General features: G+C 38.6%; 21 protein-coding genes. 7 read left to right on the forward strand and 14 right to left on the reverse strand.

Translation table 11 applies throughout. The annotated features are described in order from the left end of the window. On the forward strand, positions 1-212 hold a 212-nt coding region (locus ACQKN2_RS20950), incomplete at its 5' end, for a hypothetical protein (RefSeq protein ID WP_427416669.1). Between the two features lie 280 nt (positions 213-492). On the opposite strand, the gene panD is transcribed toward ACQKN2_RS20950, so the two are convergent. The 5 genes from panD to ACQKN2_RS20975 form a co-directional block, all read right to left on the reverse strand. Further along, positions 493-876 carry an aspartate 1-decarboxylase gene (gene panD / locus ACQKN2_RS20955; RefSeq protein ID WP_079559947.1) on the reverse strand — a complete coding sequence of 128 codons (384 nt, stop codon included), beginning with the start codon at positions 874-876 and terminating at the stop codon, positions 493-495. Position 877: 1 nt separating this feature from the next. Then, the gene (gene panC / locus ACQKN2_RS20960) at positions 878-1,732 is read right to left on the reverse strand and encodes a pantoate--beta-alanine ligase (protein WP_427416670.1); all 855 of its coding nucleotides are present in this window, start codon (positions 1,730-1,732) and stop codon (positions 878-880) included. Next, entirely contained in the window at positions 1,732-2,568 is an 837-nt protein-coding gene (panB, locus tag ACQKN2_RS20965) for a 3-methyl-2-oxobutanoate hydroxymethyltransferase (RefSeq protein ID WP_427416703.1), read from the reverse strand. Before panB ends, panC begins: the two co-directional genes overlap by 1 nt. Before the next feature lie 378 nt (positions 2,569-2,946). After that, positions 2,947-3,708: a CPBP family intramembrane glutamic endopeptidase gene (locus ACQKN2_RS20970; protein ID WP_427416671.1), complete on the reverse strand. Its 762-nt coding sequence runs from the start codon at positions 3,706-3,708 to the stop codon at positions 2,947-2,949. A 2-nt stretch (positions 3,709-3,710) separates the two neighbouring features. Then, positions 3,711-4,382, reverse strand: a complete 672-nt coding sequence (locus ACQKN2_RS20975; protein WP_427416672.1) for a TetR/AcrR family transcriptional regulator — start codon at positions 4,380-4,382, stop codon at positions 3,711-3,713. Positions 4,383-4,604: 222 nt separating this feature from the next. Between ACQKN2_RS20975 and ACQKN2_RS20980 the strand changes: the two genes are divergently transcribed. From ACQKN2_RS20980 to ACQKN2_RS21000, 5 genes are all read left to right on the forward strand, one after another. Then, positions 4,605-4,925, forward strand: a complete 321-nt coding sequence (locus tag ACQKN2_RS20980) for a PadR family transcriptional regulator (RefSeq protein WP_427416673.1) — start codon at positions 4,605-4,607, stop codon at positions 4,923-4,925. Next, positions 4,918-5,523 carry a DUF1700 domain-containing protein gene (locus tag ACQKN2_RS20985; RefSeq protein ID WP_427416674.1) on the forward strand — a complete coding sequence of 202 codons (606 nt, stop codon included), beginning with the start codon at positions 4,918-4,920 and terminating at the stop codon, positions 5,521-5,523. Before ACQKN2_RS20980 ends, ACQKN2_RS20985 begins: the two co-directional genes overlap by 8 nt. Beyond that, complete coding sequence (locus ACQKN2_RS20990) at positions 5,523-6,356, forward strand: DUF4097 family beta strand repeat-containing protein (RefSeq protein ID WP_427416675.1); 834 nt, start codon at positions 5,523-5,525, stop codon at positions 6,354-6,356. The genes ACQKN2_RS20985 and ACQKN2_RS20990 overlap by 1 nt, the downstream gene beginning before the upstream one ends. A gap of 1,054 nt (positions 6,357-7,410) precedes the next feature. Beyond that, the gene (locus tag ACQKN2_RS20995; RefSeq protein ID WP_427416676.1) at positions 7,411-8,037 is read left to right on the forward strand and encodes a hypothetical protein; all 627 of its coding nucleotides are present in this window, start codon (positions 7,411-7,413) and stop codon (positions 8,035-8,037) included. Between the two features lie 302 nt (positions 8,038-8,339). Then, positions 8,340-8,864, forward strand: coding sequence for an N-acetyltransferase family protein (locus ACQKN2_RS21000; RefSeq protein WP_427416677.1), 525 nt, complete (start codon positions 8,340-8,342; stop codon positions 8,862-8,864). A 303-nt stretch (positions 8,865-9,167) separates the two neighbouring features. Here ACQKN2_RS21000 and ACQKN2_RS21005 read toward each other — a convergent pair whose 3' ends face one another. The 6 genes from ACQKN2_RS21005 to ACQKN2_RS21030 form a co-directional block, all read right to left on the reverse strand. Further along, the gene (locus ACQKN2_RS21005; RefSeq protein ID WP_427416678.1) at positions 9,168-10,151 is read right to left on the reverse strand and encodes a biotin--[acetyl-CoA-carboxylase] ligase; all 984 of its coding nucleotides are present in this window, start codon (positions 10,149-10,151) and stop codon (positions 9,168-9,170) included. A 489-nt stretch (positions 10,152-10,640) separates the two neighbouring features. Next, positions 10,641-11,819 carry a CCA tRNA nucleotidyltransferase gene (locus tag ACQKN2_RS21010; protein ID WP_427416679.1) on the reverse strand — a complete coding sequence of 393 codons (1,179 nt, stop codon included), beginning with the start codon at positions 11,817-11,819 and terminating at the stop codon, positions 10,641-10,643. Beyond that, complete coding sequence (bshA, locus tag ACQKN2_RS21015) at positions 11,806-12,951, reverse strand: N-acetyl-alpha-D-glucosaminyl L-malate synthase BshA (RefSeq protein ID WP_427416680.1); 1,146 nt, start codon at positions 12,949-12,951, stop codon at positions 11,806-11,808. Before bshA ends, ACQKN2_RS21010 begins: the two co-directional genes overlap by 14 nt. Before the next feature lie 33 nt (positions 12,952-12,984). After that, positions 12,985-13,389 carry a methylglyoxal synthase gene (gene mgsA / locus ACQKN2_RS21020; RefSeq protein WP_427416681.1) on the reverse strand — a complete coding sequence of 135 codons (405 nt, stop codon included), beginning with the start codon at positions 13,387-13,389 and terminating at the stop codon, positions 12,985-12,987. Positions 13,390-13,408: 19 nt separating this feature from the next. Next, positions 13,409-14,206 (reverse strand): 4-hydroxy-tetrahydrodipicolinate reductase, encoded by a 798-nt coding sequence (dapB, locus tag ACQKN2_RS21025; RefSeq protein ID WP_427416682.1) that lies wholly within the window; start codon positions 14,204-14,206, stop codon positions 13,409-13,411. After that, on the reverse strand, positions 14,206-14,541 hold the full coding sequence (locus ACQKN2_RS21030; RefSeq protein WP_323649240.1) for a nucleotide pyrophosphohydrolase: 336 nt from the start codon (positions 14,539-14,541) through the stop codon (positions 14,206-14,208). Before ACQKN2_RS21030 ends, dapB begins: the two co-directional genes overlap by 1 nt. A 114-nt stretch (positions 14,542-14,655) precedes the next feature. Here ACQKN2_RS21030 and ACQKN2_RS21035 point away from each other — a divergent pair, with 114 nt between their 5' ends. Then, on the forward strand, positions 14,656-15,525 hold the full coding sequence (locus ACQKN2_RS21035) for a YitT family protein (protein ID WP_427416683.1): 870 nt from the start codon (positions 14,656-14,658) through the stop codon (positions 15,523-15,525). A gap of 135 nt (positions 15,526-15,660) precedes the next feature. Here the strand turns inward: ACQKN2_RS21035 and ACQKN2_RS21040 are convergent, their stop codons facing one another. The 3 genes from ACQKN2_RS21040 to ACQKN2_RS21050 all read right to left on the reverse strand — a co-directional run bounded on the left by ACQKN2_RS21040 (position 15,661) and on the right by ACQKN2_RS21050 (position 18,545). Further along, complete coding sequence (locus ACQKN2_RS21040; protein WP_053593597.1) at positions 15,661-16,335, reverse strand: zinc metallopeptidase; 675 nt, start codon at positions 16,333-16,335, stop codon at positions 15,661-15,663. A 60-nt stretch (positions 16,336-16,395) separates the two neighbouring features. After that, positions 16,396-16,992, reverse strand: a complete 597-nt coding sequence (locus tag ACQKN2_RS21045) for a DUF1405 domain-containing protein (protein ID WP_427416684.1) — start codon at positions 16,990-16,992, stop codon at positions 16,396-16,398. A gap of 758 nt (positions 16,993-17,750) precedes the next feature. Continuing rightward, positions 17,751-18,545: a c-type cytochrome gene (locus ACQKN2_RS21050; protein ID WP_427416685.1), complete on the reverse strand. Its 795-nt coding sequence runs from the start codon at positions 18,543-18,545 to the stop codon at positions 17,751-17,753. Positions 18,546-18,558: the final 13 nt, after the last annotated feature.

Consider the following 18,558-nt stretch of genomic DNA (forward strand, 5'->3'; position numbering starts at 1 on the left):
CTCCAGGGTCTCGGGCCAACAGATGTTTTTTGCGCGAAAGCGAAGCGGCAGCAGCACCGATGTTGGTCACGAAGGCGTTATCACAGGATGTGATGCTCTTAGCCTTCGTTCCTCTATTGCTGATCCCCAAGGAATCACCCAGCCTCCACTCCAATCAACTACAAGGCATACGTCTTAACAAATGTCATTCACAACTTTTGATGATGAACTAAAAATATTTCTTTAACGCAATATTCTAGTTTCTAAAACTTTTTAAATTCACTTTAATGCTCATATGAAAATGAAACCTAGAATCAATAGTGTCCATCCTTCATTAATAGATTTCCAAGACAAATCTCTGACAAGCCTTCTCTTTAACAATTTTTTACATAATAAAAAGTGTACATCATTAAAATTTAATTTAATAATGTACACTTTCAAATTATGATAAATTCAATCACTTTATAAAAAAATTGTCTTTATTATTACAAAGTAGTACCCACTTTTACCACACTACATCACTGTTGCCTCTGGCTCATAGGATATCATTTCTTTAATTGTATTACCCTCGCCCATAATGGCTACTGTTGGCTTATGATCTTTTGCCTCTTCATTATCTACATACACGTAAGAAATAATAATCACAATATCTCCACGTTGCACCAGGCGTGCTGCTGCTCCGTTAACACAAATAACGCCTGATCCACGTTCCCCTGCAATAATATACGTTTCAAAGCGTGCGCCATTGTTGTTATTGACGATGTGCACCTTTTCGTTTGGTAGCATCCCTACTGCATCTAAAATATCCTCATCAATTGTAATAGAACCTACATAGTTTAAATCTGCTTGTGTCACTGTAGCACGGTGAATTTTACTGTTCATCATCATTCGTAACATTTTACAATCCTTCTTTCACATTAAAGATACAATTATCTATTAAACGGGTTTTACCAATATAGACGGCGGCCGCTAAAAGCACTTGCTCAGTTTCAGCAAATTCGGGTGTTAAATCTGGATACGCTAACAGTTCAATATAGTCTATTTTGCCATGTGTACGTGCTGCAATGTGTGCCTTTGCTTTTGCAAGCGCACTCGCTGCATCACCATTCGCTAGAAAGCTATCACGAGCTAACTGTAGTGCTTCATTAATGGCGGGTGCCTCAAGACGCTCCGCCGCACTTAAATACACATTACGAGAGGATTTCGCTAAACCGTCCTCCTCCCGTACAATGGGTACTATTCGCATTTCTAAAGGGAAATTAAAATCGCGTACCATCGTAGCAATAATAGCAACCTGCTGTGCATCTTTTTGTCCGAAATAAGCTCGTGTCGGCTGTGCTAAATGAAATAATTTTGCTACGACCTGTAAAACGCCATCAAAATGTCCTGGACGGCTCGCACCGCAAAGAATTGTTGCCTGTTCACCCGCATGAATACGAATACCGCCATCATGTGGATACATGTCTTCAACACTCGGTGCGAAAACAATATCTACGCCGACAGACTCTGCCAAAGCAGTATCTCGTGGTAAATCACGCGGATAGCTTTCGAAGTCTTCATCTGGTCCAAATTGTGTTGGGTTGACAAATATACTCATCACGACTAAATCATTTTCAGCGCGAGCTGTTTTTGCTAGCGTTAAATGGCCCTCATGTAAAAAACCCATTGTTGGAACGAGTCCAATTGTTTTTTGAGCTTGCTTAGCTGCTTGAATTTCTATGGTTAGTGCTTGGATAGTAGTTACGACCTTCATTACTTTACGCCCCCATATAGCTGATCCAATGCTTCTTCTTTCATCGTAAAGAAATGCTTCGGTGTAGGGAATGTACCTGACTTTACCGCTTCTACGTAACTAGCAATTCCATGGCTTGCTTCTTGGCCCATGTTCGCAAACTGTTCCACAAATTTTGGTACATGATGTGAACCGTAGCTTAACATGTCATGATAAACTAAAACTTGTCCATCAGCCTCTACACCAGCTCCAATGCCAATCGTTGGAATAATAAGATTAGCAGATACCATCTCTGTTAGCTGATGAGGAATACATTCTAAGACGACTGCACATGCTCCAGCCTCTTGACATTTTTTTGCATCTTCAATGAGTTTCGTTGCCTGTTCAGCTGTTTTTCCTTGAACCTTGTAGCCACCAAGCACACCTGCTGATTGAGGTAGTAACCCTAAATGAGCAACCACCGGAATACCAGCTGACGTTAATTTATGAATGACTGGTAGAACATCTCCTGCACCCTCTAGCTTTAGTGCATCTGCGCCTGTTTCTTGCATCATCGATACTGCCGTTTTCAACGTCTCGTGTACATCACCATGGTACGAACCAAATGGCATATCTACAACAACAAACGTATCCTTTGCCCCGCGGCGCACTGCTTTTGCATGATGTACCATATCTGCTACTGTTACTGGCATTGTAGAATCATAGCCTAGTACTACCATACCTAGTGAATCTCCCACTAGAATCATATCGACGCTTGCTTCCTCGGCAAATTTTGCAGCAGGATAATCATATGCAGTAAGCATAACGATTTTCTCACCTGCTGCCTTCATCTTTAAAAAATCTGAAGTTGTTTTCATCATGTAGTCCTCCTTTTTTAAGGAAAGAAAACAGAAAAACCCCTCTGTGCTTAAAATAGACAGAAGGGTAGAGTTTCGTTCGTTATCAAAAATCACCTCTAATTCTTGAATAGAGGCCATAACTTAATAAATGAATCGTAATCAAATCTCATTAAGAGAATTGCCCATTCCATTGAATCAAGTTACATTTTTGAACGCTTGTTTTCTTCCGTCCCTGTCATTAAAAGATCAAGGCAGATATTTATTGTAAATTGTTCTAACTTTTTTGAAGGTGCCGTTCACAAAAGGATACTGCCCTTCGCACATACTATAACAGATTTCCCTAGTAATCTTCAAATATTATTTTCTAATAATTACGATCAATAAATATTTTAAATTTCAAACCGTTTGTTTCTGAAAGTTTGATTTTCGATAAACTTCAAACACTGTAAATAGAAACAGAGCAAATAAAAATATGAATAAACCAAATGTTACATTTGTCACTGGAACAAAAACATCCCAAAATGAATTGGTGCAAGCGTGGAAAATAATACAGAGAAAAATACTTTTAGTGGATAGGTAAATGATCGTCAATAAAAAGGATAAAGCTAAAGTTATTAGAGAAAACCAGAGGAAGTTCATGTTCATTTGATTTGATCCAATGACAAACCATAATGGCAGATGCCAGACTGCCCAAATAACACCCACAATCATTGTACTCGTGAAGGGAGACCATCTTTTTTGCAATGTAGGCTGTAAAAAACCACGCCAGCCGATTTCTTCCACCCCTCCTCCAATAATCATGATTGGCAATTCAAGTAACGCCAGATACATTGGATTCTCCATAGTTGCTCCGCCCCATAGCGTTGGTAAAAAAAAAGCCGCAAATGCCAATCCGATTACAAATATGTACCAAGATACAGGATGCTTAGGATTTTTTACATTATGGATAAATGATCTGAATTCTTCTTTAGTCGAATATTTCTTTTTCAACCAAATCTCACAAATTGCAGGAGTAATTCCACCGAGAATAAACAATAGCATATATATTGCATTGCCAAACTTCAGCAAATTTAGCTGTGTTAATAAGGCTAAACTGCCCCATATTATCCAAGACGTTGCAAAGGTATAAAATAGAAATCTTCTTATCTCTACTCCCAACTTTAATCCTCCCTTTCTTTGGTACCCAATAGTAATAATACGGATTTGCAAAGTGTATTCATCAAACGAGTCACATCAAACTGTACTTGATCATTTGAGAACATCCCGTAACATTTTTGTAAGACAACGTCTCTCACAATGCCATCAATGGATGTCATCATAAAGGTAGATAAATCCTCTATCGATATCTCAGGCGTAAAGCATCCTGAAGAAATACCCTTATGGATTGAATGAAAAATTTGTTGCATCAAATATTGCCCACTTTCATTCTCATAAATGTTCGATAAAATTTTCTTTTCTCTTTCTGTATTGTTAGCAAATAAAATTGTAAGCTCAAATTGGATTTTGCCAACTGTTGATACGTTTTCCTTCATGTACTCTCCAAGAAAATTAAATAATTTAATGATTGTTTTAGTGGGAGAATTACTCGTATCCGTAATTTCATCGATAATATGTTTATAGTCTGCGTTAACATTTACTTGATTAATAACCTCAATAAGTATTTCATCCAAGTCTGAATAATAACGATAAATCCCACCTTGACTTACCCCTGATGCTTTAATAATATCCCTCATCGAAATGTCATAAAGTGGCTTAACTTTACATACTGCTATAGCTGCTTCTAAAATGCTGTTTTTCTTTTCCAGCACATATTCTTGGCTTACCTTTGGCATTTTTTCTACCTCCAAGTATTTAAAATGACACTGTTGTCATTTTTATCGTAGTCAATATTCCTTTTATTGTCAATCAAAAATGACACTGCAGTCACTTTTGTTTTTCACTCAAACTTTTTAATAAAATTTGACAATTAATGCTATATGTAATATACTTCCACCATACTATACGACGTATAATATAAAACCTCGTATAGGTAAACCATTGTGAGGTGAGAAAAGATGACATTTCAGCTTGGCTCAGCTTTACTTGACGCTTGTGTACTCGCCATCGTTGATAAAGAAGATGCTTACGGCTACTCATTAACACAGCAAATACAATCTGTGATGGATATTTCAGAATCTACGCTGTACCCAGTATTACGTCGTTTACAAAAAGCAAATTGCTTAACAACCTACGATCAGCCCTACCAAGGCAGGAATAGACGCTATTACCAAATTACTGATCAAGGTCGAATACGATTACTGGAGCTATTAAAAGAATGGCAAACGTATAAAGAAATGGTCGATTGTGTACTTATAGGAGGGAAAAAGGATGAATAGAGCAAGCTATTTGAAAAAGCTAAGGGGGAAATTACAACGTCTTCCAGCGCATGAGGTTGATGCTGCGCTTGCCTATTATGAGGAATATTTCGATGAAGCAGGAGAGGAAAACGAACAGCGTGTCATTCAACAACTAGGGTCCCCTTCTCATGTTGCATCACAAATAATGGCGGACTATGCATTGAAGGATTTAGAAGCTACCTCAACTTCGACTTCGACTAAGAAAAATATGTCTGCGATTTGGCTTATCATTCTAGCAATCATATCTGCCCCACTTTCATTACCGTTACTTGTTGTTGCTATAGCACTTATTTTTTCATTTGGAGCAGTTATTTTCAGCTTTATCATTGCGATTATCGCAATTGTACTTAGTATCTTATTCGGTGGGATCGTTGCACTCATTACAGGCTTCTTCATTTTAACTCAGCACTGGCCGACAGCGATACTCTTTATGGGTGTTGGCTTTATTGTAACAGGTCTCGGCATCCTGCTATTCCCAATTGTTGTTCGTTTGATCAAAACAATCGTTGTTGTTTGTGTCGAAGCATTAGGTAAACTATTCCATAAAATAACGAAGAAGCGGAAGGAGGGATACTAATGACGTCTCGACATACCCATATAGCCATTACTATGATTGCTTTCGGCATACTGTTAGCTCTCGTTGGTTATTTCTCTGGTGGAAAATGGAGTTTTGTTTTAACTGATGAAGGCATTCAATTGCCAGAGAACAATACACTCGTAAACAATTCCTATAAACTAGATGATTTCACTAACATCAATGTTATCAATCACTATGGAGATGTTGAAATTGTTGCTAGTGATCGTTTTGCATTAGAAACAAATGCTATTAAAGATGGTGATGTGACGTACAGTTTGAAAGATCATACATTAACTGTTGAAACAAAGAGTAAGAAAAAGAATGGTTTACAATTCGGATTTGGTAGCTTCAGAACTCCTTCCATCAAAATCTATGTTCCTTCAGATGTAAAATTGAAAACCGTTGTCCTCGATAGTAATTTTGGGGATACAACCATTCGTGGTCTGAATTATCAGGAGTTTACTCTAATTGAAGACTTTGGAGAAATACTATTTAAAGACACTACTGGTGATAAAACAGAGATTACACAATCATTTGGTGATATAAAGCTACAACAATTTTCAAGTAACGGCTTCGTTGCCGAAAGTGAACATGGTGATATTAACATTGATGGAACATTAAATGGTTCATCCACTATTACGTCTAACTTCGGAGATACTACGCTTCACTTACAAAATAAAAAAGGTGAGCTTGGCTATGAATTACAAACTGACTTCGGGGATCTTACAGTTGATAAGAAGGAGCAAAACAACAAGGTATCGCAATCTTATAAAGGTGATAACCAGCTAAAAGCAACACTTTCTTATGGTGACTTACAGTTAACATTGAAATAAAGAAGGCTATAAAATTCATCTATTTATTAATCCATTATGCCTCGGAATAATTGCGTCCGGAATCGGCTTTGTGCTTAGGCCTTTAGATGTTTTTTGTGCGAAAGCGCAGCGACAGCGACAACAACACGATGTTGGTCACTCAGGCGTTTTCACAGGATGTAAAGGTCTTAGCCTGAGTTCCTCTTTTTCAGCGGGTGTTTGGAGACCCGCTGAAAAGTAGCTTAAATCCTCATTCATCTCACCACCTATAGAGGTGGGAGACTTCTGTACCTGTCGCTTCGCTATCGGTACAATAGACATTTGTAACTGCCGTTTCACTTACGTTACATAAAACATCTGTACCTGTCGCTACGCTTTCGGCGCAAAAGACATTTGTAGCTGACGTTTCACTTTCGCTACGAAAACACTTGTAGCTGACGTTTCACTTTCGCTACGAAAACACTTGCTGAAAGAAGTTAACATCTACTCCACCACTTTCATACCTCCTAATAATAAATCCTAGTCCAGTAAATAATTTGTGGGTTTCATCTTTGGTATTATCAATTTGTACATATTCGCTTCATTTATTTCCCCTTCCTGAATATAAAGGCTAATTTAACGATGTACATTTCGGCTTGAATAAAGATGTACAAAAATTTCTCTTCCATTTCATATTATTACTGAGGTGTTAGTATGCATATTCTATTAGAGATTAGTATTGAACTCCCCCCCACTTAGCCAAAGCTTGAAGTGAGGGATTCCTACGAACACCAGTGTATCCACTGGTTATTGAATAGGCTCAATCCTTAGTCCCAATGGTGAAAGCAAAAAATATAATTGTACGTTGATGTGGATTCACTACACTTTCACTCAGGCGTTTTCACAGGATGTGAAGGTCTTAGCCTGAGTTCCACTTTTTCAGCGGGTGTTTGGATATCCTCTGAAAAGTAGCTTAAATCCGCATTCATCTCTCCACCTTAGGGGTGGGAGACTTTTGTAACTGACGTTTCACTTTCGCTACGAAGACACTTGCTGAAAGAAGTTAAAATGAAATTGAAAGAGGAGGGTTCATGATATGTCGCAAACCATCATTCCTAGAGCTGCTGTGCGCGGGACAGCTTTTGGTGTTATCTTCATGGCATTCTTCGGTACTCTGTGGGCGGGAATTGGAATTAGAGGATTGCAGGGCTGGGGATTTCTCTGGCTATTGATCTTATCCCTGATGATTGGTATCGTACTGCTTGTTGGAGGAATCGTATTGATATTGAATTCAAAAAGATTATCAAACAAGATGGCGGAAGAGGATTCTCATCGTTGGAAACGAAAAAATATGTGGTTCGGTATTATTTTCGGTTTAGAAGGCGTGTTGATAGCCGCCGCCGCCGCAATTTGTGGATCTACCAATCACTTGGATTTGTTTGTTCCTGTTATGGCTCTCATTGTCGGTGCTCATTTCTTCCCCCTAGCGCACCTTTTCCAGGTCAATCTCTATTATCTTTCGGGTTCACTTCTTTGTCTGTTTTCGGCAATCACGCTGTTTACTTTACCTGTAAGAGTTACCTGGGGAAATCATCAAATTATGGTATGGTGGACATCTGTTGGTTTTAGCTCAGCTCTGATATTATGGGGGACCGGGGTGGTAATTTGGATTACAGGCCATAGTCTACTGAATAGGGCTGAGAATGGATCCGAAGAAGCTTAGGCCTAAGGCTAGGACAGAATTCCTCTCTCCTTAATAGCGGCACAACATTCATAAAGATTTCCTTCCTTGACCATTTCGTTTTTCAATACCCTTGTGATATTGCCTTTGCCTTTTTAGTAAGTATTTTATATGATCACCCTCGCATTAGTAAGGATTTCCCATTCATTGTATAATAGTCCTACTCCTTTGTAGTGGTAGGTGATTGTAATCATTTTTTGTAAGTTAAGGAGGACTCCGAGGTGAATCGGGTCAGAAACGTCCGTATTCATTGGAAATAAAATGCGACTTTCGAGGTGATCAATATGAAAATTAGAAAAGCAAATATTCAAGATGCTCAAGGTATCGGAAAAGTACATGTTGACAGTTGGCGAACAACTTATAAAGGCATTCTTCCAGATGATTTTTTGAATAATTTATCTTACAAGCAGCGAACAGAGCTTTGGAAGAAGAATATTTCAGATGCTACGAATTATGTACTGGTGGCTGAAACTGAACAAGGAAAAATAATCGGCTTTGCAACTAGTGGGACACGAAAAACGAATTCTGTACCAAATTCAACTGATTTAACTTCTATCTATCTTTTAGAAGAATATCATGGAAAGGGAATCGGGAAACAACTACTCAAAGAAATATTCACCTATTTTAAACAAAAAGGATACGAAAAAGTATTTGTCGAAGTATTAGCAGAAAATAAAACACGTTATTTCTATGAATATTATGGTGCACAATATGTAAATAACATCGAAATTAAAATTGGCGAAAAAATAGTAGAAGAACTTATTTATGTATGGAATGATATAGATAAGTTAATAGAAAAAATAAAATAAAAGTTTTTATTGGGGGCATGTAATGAAAACTATAGCGGGAACAATCTCTTTATCGGTCTCTTTTACATTATTCATTTATTTGTTCGGACTAAAAATGGAGCATTCAATTAAATATGACTCTGGATTCTTTTTTCTTCCAATAATTTTACTAATACTTTCTCTGATCCTCTTTAGACAAGACTACAAACGAGAAAAAAATATACGGAGCTAAATGTATTTCGAAAATATGAAGGAACGTATATTTTTAGAGTCGAAAATATACGTTCTTGTTAGATAAGTAAGTGCAAATTGTAGTGTATGTTTCTATAAAATTTTTATATCTCCAGCATAAATTGTTCGGACTGTGCCATTATCCTCTGTTAGCTGTAGTACACCTTCATCGGCAATCCCACTGGCTATGCCTTCAAAGCGCCCACGTAAAGTTGTTACTTCAATACGTTGTCCAATCGTACATGACATTTGTTCCCATAGCTTTTTAATGCTAACAAAGCCTTCCTTCACGTATAATTCCGTGAATTGTTCTAGGTATTGTAAAATGGATGCGACAAGGGCAGCACGATTAATTTCCTCACCCGCTTCTATACGTAAAGATGTGGCAATATCAGCGATTTCCGGTGAGAAATCTGATTCAACTTGGTTTGCATTAATACCTATACCTACTAGCAATGCTTGTACACGGTCAGCCTCAGCCTGCATTTCTGTTAATATACCAGTACATTTTTTACCTTTTATGAGCAAATCATTTGGCCATTTAATGGCTGGCTCAATATGTTTATATAATGTTTTAATAGCCATCGTAACTGCAACTGCTACGACAAGTGTATACGATGAAGCTTGTTGAGGAGTAACATCTGGTCTCACAATAACAGTCATCCAAATACCTGTGCCATTTGCAGATTCCCATGGACGCGCCATACGACCACGACCGGCAGTTTGCTCCTCACCGATTATAATCGTACCATGTGGAGCGCCTTCCTGTGCAAGCTTGTGGGCGATTATTTGTGTTGAATCTACAACATCAAAATAATGAATTTCACGTCCAAAGCGTTCCGTATTTAAAAATAGTTCAATTTGTGTTGGACTTAAGCTATTTGGCACACCAGTCAGTACATAGCCCTTTTTCTTCACAGTTTCAAACGTATAGCCTTCCTCCTGTAGCGACTGCATATGTTTCCATACAGCTGTACGTGATACTCCAAGGGAATCCGCTAGCTCCTGACCCGAAACCGCTTCACCATTAGCAGCTAATATTCTTTTTAAAATTTCATCCTTCATTGAAATACTCATGCTATCAATCCTTTAATAAACTCTTATTTGCTTGCAAAATATTGAATCAATTTGTATTTATCATACTGTAAATTATGACAATTGACCACAATCTATCATCAAATATCTAGCTACTAGTTATTCGTTATTTTTAACTGTTTTGCTTCCGATTGTTGGATCACCGTCATAACGTAGGGTTGATTTCCGTTCCGGCTGGGCGCTTTCCTGGGGGCGTCGGGCCAACACTATGTTGGTCACGAAGGCGTTATCACAGGATGTGATGCTTTTAGCCTTCGTTCCTCTATTGCTGATCCCCAAGGAGTCGCCCAGCCTCCACTACAATCAACTAATATACATGGTATGCGTTTTAACAAATGTCACCTCCAACTTTTGGTGATAAGCAAAAAATATTATAAAATCAAAAAATAAAGCTTAAATTAATAAGGAACCGTCTCATTCATTTTTTAAGACGGTTCCTTGTAATACAGACATGATAAAAATCAAGGTGTATCATTCTTTTTTGAAATAATCATGTTCTATCCAATTCTTTATCTGCTGTCGGTCATTTTGAAGCTCACCATTGACAACAGCTTCAAGCACTGCCTGCAACGATTCTTTTACCCAAGGTCCACCTTTTTTTCCGGACCATTTTATTAAATCCGTACCTTTTACAATTAGCTCCTGCTTGTGTCTAATTGGGAGATTCGTCTGTATTTCATAAATACTTCGTTGTGGTCTTTGAACGTCAAGCTGTCTCAGCTCCGCAAAATAACAAGCTGTCTCGAGTTCCTGTTGTGAATGCGAAAAGTAATCCATATTCGTCCAGCCATTTTTTAAAGCTTTTAAAGCTGCTAATACAGCTTTTACAAATGCCATTTCCTTATTCGATAAACGATAGTCACCTAGCACTTCTCGCCAATGATCACCCTGTAACACTGCAAAATATGCCCATCCTAGTAGCTTGTCCTTAGTGTTAAATTCACACCAGTCATCAGCTTGAAATGTACCACTCAAATAATTCACTAAGCTACTTTCCTCAAGCTTTTTTATACCGTTAAAAACATGTTGTCCTATCCATAGCTTATCGAGCTCTGCCTTTATGCGCTCCTTCGCAATCCAAGAAATAGTATCAGCCTTGTCCAGCATTGCTTGCAAGGTTTCTGCTTCAATTAGAAAACCAAGCTGTGCTGAAAAACGTACGGCTCGTAGCATTCGTAATGCATCTTCCGAAAAGCGTTTCTGTGCATCACCTACAGCTCGAATGACACCTGCCTCAATATCTTCGCGCCCCCCGTAAAAATCAACAAAAGAGCCATCACGACGCATCGCTATGGCATTCATCGTAAAGTCTCGGCGCTGTAGATCATCTTTTAGCGAACGTACAAATTGCACTTCCTCTGGTCTACGGTGATCCGTATATTCCCCATCTGTGCGATATGTCGTTACCTCCACCGATCCAGCTGGCACGATAACAAGTACCGTCCCATGCTGAATCCCTATATCAACCGTGTGATTAAAGACAGATTTTACTTCGTCTGGCATGGCATTTGTTGCAACATCTACATCATGGGCAGGGCGACCGAGTATTGCATCCCGTACCGCACCACCTACGATTACTGCTTCAAAGCCCGCATTTTCTAGTTGTTCAATAACTGAATAGGCTGCTTGCCACTCTTTATTGTTTTGCATGATTTCTTTCAGCAACCTTTTCATACAATTTTTCATATTGTTCTACAATTTTAGATGAATGGAATTTTTCATCAACAGCACGGATGGCCGCCTCACGGAAACGTTGTAATTTCTCTTCATCCTTCAATAGGTTCACAGCATATTCTGCCACTGCGTCCGTATCACCTAATTCCACTATATAGCCATCTACACCATGCTCAATGACTTCTGGAATACCGCCTACAGCTGATCCGATACAAGGTACACCACAAGCCATTGCTTCAAGTAAGACTAGCCCGAATGATTCTTGCTGTGAAAGTAATAATTTAAGGTCACTGATTGCATACAATTCAGCCAAATTTTCTTGTTTACCTAAAAATAGAACATCCTTCATGTAAGGACTTTCCTTTACTTGATCCATTACACGATGCTTTTCAGGACCATCTCCTACAAGCAACAGCTTTGCCTTCATGTTTGCACGAATCTTCATAAATGCGTCTATTATATGAGGAAGATTCTTAATTTTACGGAAGTTAGATACGTGAATAATAACTTTTTCGTCTTCTTCAATTCCGAATTGTTCCTTTAGGCTCCCTAGATTGCGTGGGAAGTATTCACGTTCATCAACAAAGTTGTAAATCGTATTAATCGGTTTTACTGTATCAATAAGCTCATAGGTTTGTTGTTTTAATGCCTCTGACACTGTTGTAACGATATCAGATTTGTCAATGCCATACTTAATTGCCTGTGAAAGGGTGGAATCCTGCCCAAGTACCGAAATATCTGTACCATGTAGCGTTGTGACAATCCCAATGTCACGACCACTCATTTCACGTGCTAAGACAGCACAGACAGCATGTGGTATTGCATAATGCACATGAAGCACATCTAGCTCTTCATCCTTAATCACGTCCGCCATTTTACTCGCTAATGCTATATCATATGGCGAATATTGAAATACTGAATAATTATTAACTTCTACTTCATGGAAAAAGACGGTTGGATAAATTTTATTCAATCGAAATGGTACGCTTGAGGTGATGAAATGAATCTCGTGCCCTCTCTCTGCAAGCATTTTTCCTAATTCTGTTGCAATAACACCAGAGCCTCCAACAGTTGGATAACAGGTAATGCCAATTTTTAGCTTTTTCATTCGATTATCATCCTTTCTAAATCACGTCTTTTTTTAATTTCGTCCTTCTTGAATCAGTCTCCAATCCACAAAGCCTTCTTGTAGGCCTTTTAGTAATATTTCTGCAGTGCCCATATTTGTAGCCAGTGGCACTTGGTATACATCACAAAGACGGATCAGTGCAGAAACATCTGGCTCATGTGGTTGTGCTGTTAATGGATCACGGAAAAAAATGACCATGTCCATTTCATTATTGGCAATCATTGCGCCAATTTGTTGATCACCACCGAGTGGTCCAGAACGGAAACGTGTTACCTCTAAGCCTGTAGCTTCAATAACACGCTGTCCTGTTGTACCTGTAGCAAACAACGTATGCTCATTTAAAATATCTCGGTAAGCAATAGCAAACTGTACTAAATTATCTTTTTTGCGATCATGTGCAATTAATGCGATTTTCATAATGCTTCCATCCCAATCTTTAGATGATGTTTTCTAAACCATATACAAGTTGATCCATTTTCATGACTTCTTCTATGCAAAATGCTACACCAGACATAAAAGAATTACGGTTTAACGAATCATGGCGAATTGTTAAAAGCTGTCCGTCTCCACCAAATAACACTTGCTGGTGTGCCACTAAACCTGGTAAACGAACAGAGTGAAGACGCATGCCATCCAATTCTGCCCCTCTTGCACCCTCAAGTGTTTCTTTTTCCTCTGGATGTCCTTGCATTTTTTGTGCTCGCACCTCTTGAATCAATTGTGCTGTTTTAACAGCTGTTCCAGATGGTGCATCTAGCTTTTGATCGTGGTGCATTTCAATAATTTCAACATCAGGTAAATATTTTGCCGCTTCCTTAGCAAACTTCATCATAAGGATTGCCCCTATCGCAAAGTTTGGAGCAATAATGCAGCCAAGCTCTTTTTCTTTAGCCATTGCTGATAATTCCACTAGTTGTGCATCTGTAAAGCCCGTTGTACCAATTACTGGTCGTACATTTAAATTCAATGCTTCTTTAGTATGTTTATATACTGCATGCGGGCTTGTTAAATCAACTAATACGTCAGGTGCAGTTGCCTCTACAAGCTCTGACATATCTGTAAAGATTGGAGCCGTATAACTTGCCGGAAACATTTCCAAATCAGCTAGTGTTTTTCCTACTTCCTTATAATCTAGTACAGCTACTAATTCCATTTTGTCATGCTTCATAACTGTATGTACAGCCTCAGCCCCCATCTTTCCCCTAGGTCCTGCAATAGCTACACGAATTGACATTATTCATCATCCTTTCTAGTCCAACGATCTTTATCCCTTGTTTCAAATTTATGTATAACTCGTAAAAGTGCTTCATCTAATTTAATGCCTTGTGCATTTGCAAAGCAAACTAAAACAAAGAAAAAGTCACCTAATTCTTCTTCAATGCTGTTAGCATCCTCTGTACTCTTTTTCTTTTTTTGCCCATAAACGTCCTGCACCTCGCGAGACAATTCACCAAGTTCCTCTGTTAGACGAGCCAATAACTCAAATGGTGGGAAATAGCCTTCCTTAAACTGTCCTATATAATCATCCACACGCTGCTGTAAAGCTTGCATTGTCACTTGTTCAGTCATCTAAATCACACTCCTACTTACATCGTATAAAATTTACACCATTGTTGTCAAAAACAATAAAATGTCAGATAATAGATAGCACTACTTCATTTGTTTGGGACTACAGGAGGTCATATGCTAAAACAGATCAAAATCAGTAATATCATCGCAATAATGCTCGGAGCTGCAATTTTTAGCTTCGGCTTCATCCACTTCAACATGCAAAATCAACTTGGTGAAGGTGGCCTAAGTGGGATAACACTCATACTTTATTTTACACTAGGCTGGGACCCTGCCTTCATGAATTTACTATTAAACATTCCTATGTTTATTATTGGTTATCGTTTACTTGGGAAAAAATCATTTATTTATACGCTCGTTGGAACTTTATCTGTTTCAGTTTTCCTAAAAGTTTTCCAAAAGTATCAATTTACGATTCATTTAGAGGATGATTTGCTACTTGTTGCTCTTTTTGCAGGGGTTTTTGTTGGACTAGGGCTCGGTATCGTCTTTCGCTTCGGTGGTACAACTGGCGGTGTAGATATTTTAGCTCGCCTTGGGCATAAATATTTTGGCTGGAGTATGGGTAAAACGATGTTTCTCTTTGACGCAATTGTCATTACACTGTCATGGATAACGTTTTTAGATGCACGCTCTATGATGTATACCCTTGTCGCGGTATTTGTTGGCGCGCGCGTCATTGATTTTGTTCAAGAAGGAGCATATGCAGCACGTGGAGCACTTATTATATCTGAAAAATCTAGCGCCATTGCTGAAATGATTGCATTACGAATGGAACGCGGCATTACTATACTTGAAGGTCATGGCCATTTTACGAAACAACAAAAAGAAGTTATTTATTGTGTCATTGGTCGCAATGAGGTTGTACGTTTAAAATCCATTGTTTATGACGTCGATCCTCACGCATTCGTCTCTATAATAGAAGTACGGGATGTGGCAGGAGAAGGCTTCACGCTCGACGACCAAAAACAACCGCTCCATTAAAATGAACAATTTGCCTACTCTTTCGAATAAAACATTCGTTGAGGTAGGCTTTTTTTACATATTAAATTGTAAAGCCATAGTTTGACGGATTAAAAAACTTGCTATAGTGAAATACCACTACAACAAGTTCTTTAATTAGTCGTCACTTCGCATATTTGTAAAGATTAATACTAAACGTAATAATTCTAATACAGCTACTGCTGCTGCGGCAACATATGTTAATGCTGCAGCACTTAACACTTTACGCGCTGGACGCTCTTCTTCATTTGTAATAATCCCTAGAGAATTCATTTGTACTAATGCACGCTTTGATGCATCAAACTCTACTGGTAACGTTACTAATTGGAAAACTACACCTGCAGCCAATAATACGATACCTAAAAGTAAAAATTTCGGATTAGTTGCAAAAATACCAATCATGACAAATATCCAAGACATATTTGATGAAATATTTGCAACTGGCACTAGCTTACTACGTAATGTCAGCATTGAATAAGCTTCTTTATGCTGGATGGCATGGCCAACCTCGTGGGCAGCAACTGCAGCTCCAGCAATACTCGCCTCATAAAAGTTACTTTCCGATAAAGCAACTGTTTTTGTCGCCGGATTATAGTGATCAGACAACACACCTTGTGTTGGAACAACGCGTACATCATATAAGCCGTTTGCATCTAAAATCGCACGCGCTACCTCTGCACCTGTTTGTCCCTTCATTGTACGTTCTTTTGCAAACTTATTATACGTGCCCTTTACTTTCATCTGTGCATAAAGCGGCAGTAGCATTATTATTGCAAAATAAACAATATACATACCTGTTGACAATTTTCTAACCCCTTTCTATCTCTATACTATAATTCTATAATCAATTACTTAATTCGGCAAATATTTGCGCCACCTAATTGAGAAGACCGCTAGAAAAATGCATGCAACCGATAACCAAAAAGTAAAATAGCCAATATAGCTTGTATAATCTGCTAAATCACGGTACATCGGCATTTGGCCAAATACATAATCAATTACATCATTATGCAATGTCCATACAGCTGCCACGGCAATATGCCAATATGAAAAAACATATTTACCAAGATACAGAATTGCTTGGAAGGCCATCATAAAATGCGAGCCTACAAGCATCCAGCCTTGCCATCCAATAGATCCAGTTTCAATAAAAGTCCAAATATTCATCACGTCAGCCCATAATCCATACTTTACTAATGTTATCAGTGCCAGTACTTCCATTAGCGGCCATTTTTTGCCCATAATCCAAGCTAACAATACAAAGCAAAAGAATAAGCTGGCTGTCGGGCTATCCGGCACAAAAATATAAAAAATAGGCTTCGTGATGGCAAGCTGCCATCCGTACCAATAATAACCGTAAATAGTTCCTAATAGATTGATAATAAGTAAAAGTATTAAAAATGACTTATGCGTAAGGAGATACCAGACATTTGCACGTGTAATTTGCATAATTAAAACTCCTTTATCTTCTGTCTTTACTAAGATGCCTTTTTTAACTGTTATTATGTATAAGATTGTCTTTAATTTGCCACATTCTTTCAATATTGAATATTGGCAGAATTTTTTTGCTCATAACCATAATGTAAGGTTGATTTCCGTTCCGACTGGGCGCTTTGTTGCTGCCGCTTCGCTTTCGCACAGATAAAACATTTGCCGCTGACGCTTCGCTTTCGCGCAGAGCAGAGCCTTCTAGGGGCGTCCGATGAGCCGCTTGGGCCAACATGATGTTGGTCACGAAGGCGTTATCACAGTACGTGATGCTCTTAGCCTTCGTTCCCCTACTTGCTCGCTCCAGGGTCTCATCTGTGACGCTGATCCCCAAGGAGTCGCCCAGTCTCCACTCCAATCAACTTAAATACAATGTCATCCCTTACTTTTGTAGATGAGCTTTCTTTCTAACATTCCCTTAAATAGACACAGCAAAAGTTGGGGTGTTACACACTTTGTAGCAACTAGCGTGTATTTTGGCTAAGCGCCTAATGGTGACTTCCCCGCCATTTTCGACAACTTACCGCCTAGCCTTCTCGGTTTGTTCATAGAAACAATCTTGACTGGCCATTTATCTCTATTTTAAATAGTATGTAATTCCTAACAAATATTATTGAAGCAATAATATATTTTGCGGGAACTTTTTTGAAGCTGTAACAGTCACATTATTAGACTAGCAGAAAAAAAGAGCCAGTTTCCTGACTCTTTTAAAACAAATCTTATTCCTTAGCCTTTAAGCTCGCAATAAATTCAGCTAATTGCTTCGCTTCTTCGTCTGTACCGTGGAATTGACCAGCTGGCATTCCACCACGACCATTATGAATAATATCTTCAACTTCTTCAGCCGTTAGTTTATTACCAAGTAATTTTGGAGCAGCTGGGCCACCATTTAAATCAGCAGCATGACAGCCGATACAAGATTTAGCTTGGTCACCTGAGTCGCCATTCCAAATCGCAAATCCTGGAAGTGATTCATCAATATCAACATCAACTTCTTCAATAATTGCACCCATTGCTTTTTGAGCTTCCCAGTCATGGTTAACAACTGACTCCCATGTTAAGTAGAACATAGCAGCCAACGTTAATAACATAAACGCTGTTGGTAATGGGCGTTTAGATGGACGACGCTCTGGACTTTTATCTAAAAATGGCATTAATAATAGCGCTCCAAATGCAAGACCTGGAATTACGATTGCTCCAATAACATTATATGGACCTGAAGCATATGAGTATTTTAATAATTGATACATGAATAAGAAGTACCAGTCTGGTAATGGCACGTATGCTCTTGTTGGATCAGCTGGTCCTTCAAGAGGTGATGGATGTGCAACTGTTAATATTAAATAAGCTATTAAAAATACAGCACCAACCATCCATTCTTTTAGTAAGAAGTTCGGCCAGAAAGCTTCCGTCTTACCTGGATATTCGGAATAATCCTTTGGAACGTTCGGCATTTTGTGATTCGCTTTAATACGAGAATCACCAACAAATTTCATTCCTTTTCCGCGATGCATTATGTCCCCTCCT

The organism is Lysinibacillus sp. NPDC093688, assembly GCF_050280145.1.
Classification (GTDB): domain Bacteria; phylum Bacillota; class Bacilli; order Bacillales_A; family Planococcaceae; genus Lysinibacillus; species Lysinibacillus xylanilyticus_B.